The sequence below is a fragment of the Frankia sp. CeCAU1 genome, assembly GCF_977971845.1.
Window position 1 is genome coordinate 1 of sequence record NZ_CDWWXA010000029.1, and the last position, 7,097, is coordinate 7,097.

General features: G+C 73.3%; 14 protein-coding genes. All 14 read right to left on the reverse strand.

The features are described 5' to 3' along the window. Positions 1 to 221: 221 nt before the first annotated feature. Entirely contained in the window at positions 222 to 434 is a 213-nt protein-coding gene (locus AC08OO_RS07745) for a hypothetical protein (protein ID WP_476611681.1), read from the reverse strand. After that, a complete protein-coding gene (locus tag AC08OO_RS07750; RefSeq protein WP_476611680.1) occupies positions 431 to 1,150 on the reverse strand; it encodes a hypothetical protein in 720 nt (239 codons plus the stop codon). The genes AC08OO_RS07745 and AC08OO_RS07750 overlap by 4 nt, the downstream gene beginning before the upstream one ends. Positions 1,151 to 1,326: 176 nt before the next feature. Then, positions 1,327 to 1,947 carry a hypothetical protein gene (locus tag AC08OO_RS07755; protein ID WP_476611679.1) on the reverse strand — a complete coding sequence of 207 codons (621 nt, stop codon included), beginning with the start codon at positions 1,945 to 1,947 and terminating at the stop codon, positions 1,327 to 1,329. Then, positions 1,947 to 2,270, reverse strand: a complete 324-nt coding sequence (locus tag AC08OO_RS07760) for an acetyltransferase (RefSeq protein WP_476611678.1) — start codon at positions 2,268 to 2,270, stop codon at positions 1,947 to 1,949. The genes AC08OO_RS07755 and AC08OO_RS07760 overlap by 1 nt, the downstream gene beginning before the upstream one ends. Continuing rightward, a complete protein-coding gene (locus AC08OO_RS07765) occupies positions 2,257 to 2,697 on the reverse strand; it encodes a bifunctional DNA primase/polymerase (protein WP_476618369.1) in 441 nt (146 codons plus the stop codon). Before AC08OO_RS07765 ends, AC08OO_RS07760 begins: the two co-directional genes overlap by 14 nt. Positions 2,698 to 2,809: 112 nt before the next feature. Further along, positions 2,810 to 3,019, reverse strand: coding sequence for a hypothetical protein (locus AC08OO_RS07770; protein ID WP_476611676.1), 210 nt, complete (start codon positions 3,017 to 3,019; stop codon positions 2,810 to 2,812). 30 nt (positions 3,020 to 3,049) lie between these two features. Continuing rightward, positions 3,050 to 3,730: a hypothetical protein gene (locus AC08OO_RS07775; RefSeq protein WP_476611675.1), complete on the reverse strand. Its 681-nt coding sequence runs from the start codon at positions 3,728 to 3,730 to the stop codon at positions 3,050 to 3,052. A 91-nt stretch (positions 3,731 to 3,821) separates the two neighbouring features. Further along, positions 3,822 to 4,037: a hypothetical protein gene (locus AC08OO_RS07780; RefSeq protein ID WP_476611674.1), complete on the reverse strand. Its 216-nt coding sequence runs from the start codon at positions 4,035 to 4,037 to the stop codon at positions 3,822 to 3,824. Then, on the reverse strand, positions 4,034 to 4,504 hold the full coding sequence (locus AC08OO_RS07785; protein WP_476618370.1) for a hypothetical protein: 471 nt from the start codon (positions 4,502 to 4,504) through the stop codon (positions 4,034 to 4,036). The genes AC08OO_RS07780 and AC08OO_RS07785 overlap by 4 nt, the downstream gene beginning before the upstream one ends. A gap of 210 nt (positions 4,505 to 4,714) precedes the next feature. After that, complete coding sequence (locus tag AC08OO_RS07790) at positions 4,715 to 5,029, reverse strand: hypothetical protein (protein WP_476618371.1); 315 nt, start codon at positions 5,027 to 5,029, stop codon at positions 4,715 to 4,717. Positions 5,030 to 5,832: 803 nt separating this feature from the next. Then, entirely contained in the window at positions 5,833 to 6,108 is a 276-nt protein-coding gene (locus tag AC08OO_RS07795) for a hypothetical protein (RefSeq protein ID WP_476618372.1), read from the reverse strand. Then, positions 6,108 to 6,521, reverse strand: a complete 414-nt coding sequence (locus tag AC08OO_RS07800; RefSeq protein ID WP_476618373.1) for an HNH endonuclease — start codon at positions 6,519 to 6,521, stop codon at positions 6,108 to 6,110. Before AC08OO_RS07800 ends, AC08OO_RS07795 begins: the two co-directional genes overlap by 1 nt. Further along, a complete protein-coding gene (locus AC08OO_RS07805; RefSeq protein ID WP_476618374.1) occupies positions 6,518 to 6,790 on the reverse strand; it encodes a hypothetical protein in 273 nt (90 codons plus the stop codon). The genes AC08OO_RS07800 and AC08OO_RS07805 overlap by 4 nt, the downstream gene beginning before the upstream one ends. After that, the coding region (locus AC08OO_RS07810) for a hypothetical protein (protein WP_476618375.1) at positions 6,787 to 7,097 on the reverse strand (311 nt) is incomplete at its 5' end. The genes AC08OO_RS07805 and AC08OO_RS07810, both read right to left, overlap by 4 nt.

Genomic DNA, 7,097 nt, shown 5'->3' on the forward strand with positions numbered 1-7,097 from the left:
CCCCCTTGTCCGTGACGCTGCGGCCCGGAATCGAACCGGCCCGCCGGCCGCCCGCTCGTCCTGACGAGGACGTCGGACCCGTGGACGGCTGGTCGTCACCCTGCCGTCTCGTGGCACACGGCCGGCGTCCGCGGTGCCAGCCCGCGGGCCGCCGCACGGCCGGACCCCACCGACACGGGTGGGATCACAGCACGAAGATTGCCGGTTGATCATGCCGGACGTCAAGCACGCCGTCGTCCCCGGCGTGTCACGCGTACCCGGGCCACCTCGACAGCGTCGTACCGTGGCGGGTAGGCCGCGCCTACCCGGGTGATGGCACCCTCGCGGGCGTATTCGTTGATCGTGCTCACCGGGATGCGGAGCGCCCGGGCGATGGTGCGGACGTCGTCGACGGCCCCCATGCGAGCCGGCCGAGCGGGGCGTGAGCTGGTCATCGGGGCGTGGCCTCCTTCAGGTGCGCGATGACCATCTCGGCCATATCCTCCGGTCGCTGCCGGTAGCCGCATGACCAGCACACCACGTCCGGGGTGCCGCCCTCGTCTCGGGGGATCGCGAGCCTCGACGGCCGCCACACGCGGGTGTCCCATCCCTCGGTCTCGGCCAGGGCCAGGAGCTCGGCAGGATCACCCGCGGCGGTGGCCGCATAGTCGACCATCCAGCATCCATAATCGTCCGCCACGATGCCCTGGCGGGTGACCACCGTGACCGGCGAGGCGAAGACGGCCGGGCAGGGGCCGAGCCAGAGCAGGTCGCGGGCGAGTCCGAGGACCCCGCGTGCCTGCCGGCGGTGGGCGTCGAGTACGCCGTCGCACCGGGCCCGGTATTGGGCGCCGGGGCAGTCCGGCAGGGCGTCGAGGCGCTCGGCGAGCGTCGGGATCGCGTCGAGTGCGCGAGCGGCGCCGCGGTCACGGGTGATGTCGCCCAGGGCCTGGCGGCCCGCCTCGGCGAGCACCCCGGCCGACCGCTCGATGCCCGCCTGCACGGTGAGGATGTCGAGCAAGCCTGGGCCGGGCGGCCGCGAGCCGGCGCCCCCGCGGCGTGCGCTCTGGTCCTGGCGGACGGTGGGCGTCAGCGCCGGCGCCGACGCTATGGCCTCGCCGAGATGGGTGTGCAGCAGGACCAGGTCCACGCACAGATCCCGCAGATCCATACCTGCCCCTCTCGTGGGCGCACTACCGGCGTCATCGTGATCCTGACAGTTCGCGGTCAGGCATCGACCTCGAGGTCGAGGGCGGCGTTTGATGTTGACTGTCGGCCCCCTCGGCCACGGCGTCCAGCTCGTCTAGGACAGCCAGGACCCGGGCGAGCGCGGCAGCGGCCGGATGCTCAGACATCGTCGGTCCCCTCACCGGTCGGTGTGCCGACGGCGTCGAGCGCCTGCCGCATGGCGGCGACCTGCGCCTCGGCGGCGTCGGCGCAGGTGTCAGTCGGCACGGCGGGTCTCCACGGCGGGTCGGGAGAGGATGCGGCGGATGCCTTCGGCGCGTGCGGGTGCCTGGTCTCCGTGGCGTCCGTCGGCGTCGAGGCAGCGGCACTGGCCGTACAAGGCGCAGTGGCCGGGGCAGGGTCGGCGGCACCCTGGGCGACGCGGGAGGTAGCGGACGGGGCCACGTCGGCGGCTCGTGAGGCTCCGCGCAGAGTGAGGCCGTCATCTTGCGCCCGTTCAGCCACGGCCTCGGCTCTGGCCATCTCGGCGTGCAGCTCGCCGGCGGTCGTGGTGCGGCAGGCCATCCGCCACCACAGGTAGGCGTGGCCGTACCAGCGGATGGCCTCGGTCAGGTCGGCGAGGCGTTCGGGGTCGGACTTCGCCAAGAGGCGGAGGACCTCCGTGGTCCAGCTCGTCGGAGAGCCGCCCAGCGCCAGGGCGACATCGTCGGTGCTGTCGAGCGGGTGATCGTCGGGGACGGCGGGCGGTCGGACCCAGGCGGGTCGGGTGAGGGCGCTCATCAGAACGGCATCTCCTCGTCGTCGTCCTGGTCGTCGGCGTCGACGGTGCGCGCTGGCGCGGCGGGGAGCTCCCAGCGGTAGACCGGAGCAGGCTGCCAGCGGGCGGCCGCGGCCCGCGCGGTTTCCTCAGAGGTGGGGGTGAGGGCGTAGACGGCATCTGGAGCGATGAGCTGCGTTGCCCAGCCGTCGCCGTTCGGGACGTCGAGGCGGAGGAAACCCTTTCCCGCGACCTCGACTTCGCGGACGCGGCCGGCGCGGCGAACACGCCCCATCAGCTCGACGATCATCCATTCGTCGAGTTCGGCCTGGTCAAGATCCGTCATAGTGGTCCTTCGGGGTGATCAGTGGCGTGAGCCAGTCGGGTAGCGGGGCGAGGGGGATGTTCCGGATGAGGCGGTACTCGCCGGCGGGGGTGCGGCTTCCGGCAGCCAGGATGTAACCGCCTGAGCTGGAGCCAGGGCCCCGGATGTCGATGCCGGGCCCGCGGCCACTGCGGCCGCCGGACGACGAGGGGATGGGCCGGCCGCCGGCGGCGAGGAACGCCTCGATGCCATCGGGCTGGCCGGGGTGGCGGTCGAGGTCGAGCACGACGACGTCGCTGGCCCTGCAGCCGACGATGATCTCGATTGGGTCGACCATGCGGTGCTGCCAGCCGGGCGTGGGGATCCGGCTGCCGGCCGGCAGCCCGAACAGTGCCAGGCCTCGGGCGGCCGCGGCCAGTGCGGCCACTACTCCGGGTAGCACACGCACTCGGCGTATGGGTGGTTGGCGTTCGGGCCGCGCGCGCCGCATTCGGGGCAGCCCTCGTCGCAGCGGCAGCGGTCGAAGCCGCATTCGTCGCAGTACTCGTCTTCGTCGTCCATCAGTCGCCGGTCTCCTCGGCGCCGACGGGGCCGGCGGCCAGGGCGCGGACGGCTAGGCCGGCGGCGGCGCGGCCTTCCGACGTGCCGTTGCGCAGGAGGCCGACACGAGCGAGCCGACCCGACAGCAGGTCGGGGCCCTGGATGTCGTCCCAGGAAGCGGCCTCGATGTCGGGGGTGATGCTGATCGGGGTACCGATGGGATTGGTCATGTGATCCTTTCGGGCGGGTTGAGCCGGGGCTCAGGAGGCGAGCCGGTCGCGGCGCCAGGCGGCGAGGATGCGCCGCGCGGTGCCCGGGTCCATGCCGACCTCGGCGGCGAGGTCGGCGGCGAGGGCGCTGGGGCCGCGGGTGTCGTCGGCTGGGACGAGCTCGGCCAGGCGGAGGAGCCGATCGGTTTTGGTGCCCGCGACCTGGGGCTCATCGGTCTGCGCCGCCGGCTCAGGGGTCGGCTCAGACCGGCTCGGCGGTGGAGCATCGTCCACTAGGGCCGGCTCGGCCGGCTGGGGTCGGCTCAGGCGGAGCACGACGACGGCCGCGATGCACGCCGTGGGCCAGGCTGCTAGGAGCGGCGCCCACGGGCCGGCCGGGTCGGTTCGGCCGGTGGTTACCGTGCCGCAGGCGAGGGCCAGGAGGGCCGGGGCGGCGGCCAGGACGGCGGCCGCGATGCGCCGGCCGACGCTCCGGTGGGGCCGCGCCTGGGTCTCCCGGGTGGCGACGAGGGCGAGGAGGGCGCCGGCGCCGGCGGTGACCGCGACCCGGGCGGGGGTCTGGCCCGCCCACCGGGCGGCTGCGGCGATCTGCCAGGCGGGGATGCCGGCCGCGGCGACCGTGATGACGGCGGTCAGCAGCGCGTCCCAGGTGGACCGGTCGGTGAGCCAGTGGCGTACATGGTCAATCGGCGTGGTGTAGTAGTCATCCACGGGTCGGCGTCCTCTCGCTAGGGGTCCAGGGGGTGACGATTCGGCCGGGCCCGGGTGCGCATCCCCGGGCCCGGTGTATGTCCGGGGGCAGTCAGAGGCGGTCGCGCAGACCGACACGGCCGGCGATGCGGTGTGCGCGGCCGAGCTGGACGGCGGTGCCGTAGCCGAGGCGATGGCCTGCCGCGCCAATCAGGGCGAGCAGGGTCGTCCACAGGGTGCCGGTGCCGGCTAGCAGCAGGTACACGCTGATCGCGGCGAGGATGGCGGTGCCGGCGACGTGCAGGCCCATCCGGGCGCCCGGGCTCATCGGGTCGGCCCTCCATCTGTCTCGGCAACGACGGGCAGGACGGTGCCGGTGAGCTGCGCGGTGCCGAGCACGCGGGTGTCGTGGGGGCGCCCCGCGGCCGCAGGCATGGCGGCGATGGCGGCCCGGGCGCGGTCGGATAGCTCGCCTCCCCGGATATGCATGGTCGTGCCGTCGTCGAACGGCGACGGGAGCCGGCCGGCGGCGATGGCCGTGGCGGCGTCGGCATGCTGGAGCTCGGCGGCCTCGCGGTCCGGGGCGAGGCCACCCCAGATGCAGGCCGGGCAGGACCAGAACCCGAGGTCCTCGTCCTCGTCGTAGACGGCGATGTCGTGCGCGGCGGCGAGCGCCCGGGCGAGATCCTGACGGGTCTCGCCCGGAGCGGGCGCGGTCGGGACTGGCGGGACGAGGGTCAGCGTGCGGCGCGGACCGGTGTCCTCTGGCCCCACCGGATCCGCCGGCGTAGCCACGGCCGGCATGTCAGGCAGGGCCTCGGCCGCCCCTCGCGGTCCATGCCGGTCCAGCCGGGACAGTGCGGCGAGTGCTGCGGCGTCGACTCCTCGGCATCCTGGGCCTCCTCGCGGTCCTCGGACGCGACGTAGTACACGGCTGATCACCTCCCACCAGGGAGTGTGATCGACACGTCTGACAAGATCCATCAGATTTGCTCCTGTTCCTGGTCAGGCGGTTGCGGCCGCGAGCGGGCGGTCGCTCAGATGGGCGGGTGGCGAGCCGGGCGGGTCGGCGACGAGCTCGGCGAACAGCGGGAGGGGCGCCTGGTCGTAGGGCGCGGGCGGGTGGACGTGGATGCGCTGACCGGTACGGCTAAACAGCCGGAACCGGCCCTGCGAGGCTCGGGCCATCAGGTCCGCGCGGGCCCGCGCGGCATGGCGAGCGCCAACGGTGGACGCCGAGCGGAGCCGTGGAGGAGCCGTGGGCGTCGCTACCGGCTCGGCCGGCGCCGACGGCGCAGCGGCCACCGGCGCAGAGCGCACCCCATCCCCATCACCACCCCGTAGGGGTGATGGGGATGGGGATGGGGGCTGGTGCGTACCTAGGTATGAATCAGGTACGACTTGGGAACGACTTGGATCGGATCTAGAAGCGACCTGGGAGCGACCTTGGTCAGACTCAGGAACGACCTGAGTCAGGCCCGGGTCCGACTTGGGGGCGACCTCGGAACGAGGCGGGAACGGACGGACCGCGCCGCCGCCCGGGCGTCCGACTGGCCGGGCGGGCCCAGGCGACTCGGCCGGGCCCAGGCGCATGCCGGCCGTCTCCAGGTCGCGGCCCGCCTTCGCGCCAGCGCAGCGCCGGCAGCACACCACCAGGTTGTCCCCTGTCACATCCTCGGCCGGGTCGACCATGTCGTAGGTGCCCCCCAGGCCCGACCGTCGGTCGGACCAGACGACATGCCGGCCGCAATACCGGCATGTCGACCCATCTCGAGCACGGACCTCGCGGCGTAGACCGGGCAAGGCTCGGGCGGCCGAGCGGAGCCGCCGGTCCGCCAGGACCTCGGTCCTGGAGGGGTTGCAGTCGGAGAAGTCATGCAACCGCCAGCCCCTGACGCTGCCGTCGGTGTCCGTCTCGGCGTCGAACAGGCCGACCCGGACGAGTTCGGCGGCATCGGCCTCGGTGGCGTCGAGGAGCGGGAGGGTCTCCGGCGAGATCAGACCATCAGTCAGGAGGTCCGATGCGTAGGAGAGCGTCATCGACCAGAGCGACCGGCCACGATGGGACGCCGCCCGGACCTTCGGGTGGCGCCACCACGTGTCCGACTGCTTGCCCCAGGGCACTACTCGGCCCCCCTCGTCGCGAAGTCGGTGAGGCGGAGAGCCGCGACGCCATCATCGGCGACCCGCTCGAGCAGGCCCGCGTCGACGAGCTGGTCAGGCAACTCTGCGTCGGCAGCAATCCTCAACATCCGCACGACCCCCTCAGGGATCACACCGTCGAGCCGGCCGGCGGCGACGCACCACAGCGCGCACTGCACCCACAGCCATAGACCGAGGCCGCCGACCTGCACGACCCGCCGGTCATCGAGTTCCGGTATCCAGATCTCGCGGGACATCAGCTCTCCTCAGGGGTGTAGGTACCGACAGGGGTGAGCAGGACGCGCCGGCCGTCATGCAGATAAACCGGGATGCGGCCGGGAGATGCGCCACTGCGCACCAGGTAGCCCGCGGCCCTCGCGGCGGTCGGATTGCCGTGGACCAGGCCGTGACAGCCGTCGTGGTTCCCCCTGCCGCACAGCGCGAGCAGGTTGACCGGACTGTGCGCGATCTCGAGCCGAGTGCCGCCCATCCCACGAGGCCGGCGGTGGTGCAGGCTGTACAGCCGGCCCATGATCGACTGGCCGCACGACTCGCAGCGGTGCTGCGCGCGAGCCAGGACCAGGGCCCGGGTCGCATCCGAGATCCCGGCCGGTGACGAGCCGGCCGGGGGGCTGTCTCCGACGCCGAGCCACGGCGGACGGGCAGTCACTGCTGTCCCGCCGGCGGCCGGGCGGGTACGGCCAGCGGCTCGGTTGCCGGCGGGGTCCGCGGCCGGGACGGGATCACATGCCCGTGCTGCACCGTCGGGGCAACCAACTCCGGCTGGCGCTCAAGCCGGGACCTGATCGCGGCCGCAACCGCGAGGAACAGGAAGAGCAACACCGAGAACAGCAGCAACGCCGCCATGACAGCACACCCGCCCAGGCACCAGGCGGCGATCGCGAGCAGGGTGTCGACCCGCCGCTCGGCGGCGATCATCGGTCGTCACCCCGGAGCAGCTCGTCGGCCGCGGCCTCGAACGGCAGACCACGCACGCCGATCCGCTCGCGGCGGGCCGCGTCGAGTAGTTCCCGCAGGGTCCCGGCCGACACGCTGCGGCAGGACAGCTCGATCTCGCGGATGCCGAGGACCGGCACCCGGAACCCGGTCGGGGCGTCGGTCACCAGGCGCACCGCCGAGAGGCTCACGACCGCCAGCACCGGGTCATCCGGGTTCGCCAGGAACCGAGCCACGCCCCCCAGCAGGCCGTTGAAATGCGTGTCGGGCGGGAGGGACGGGCTCAGCC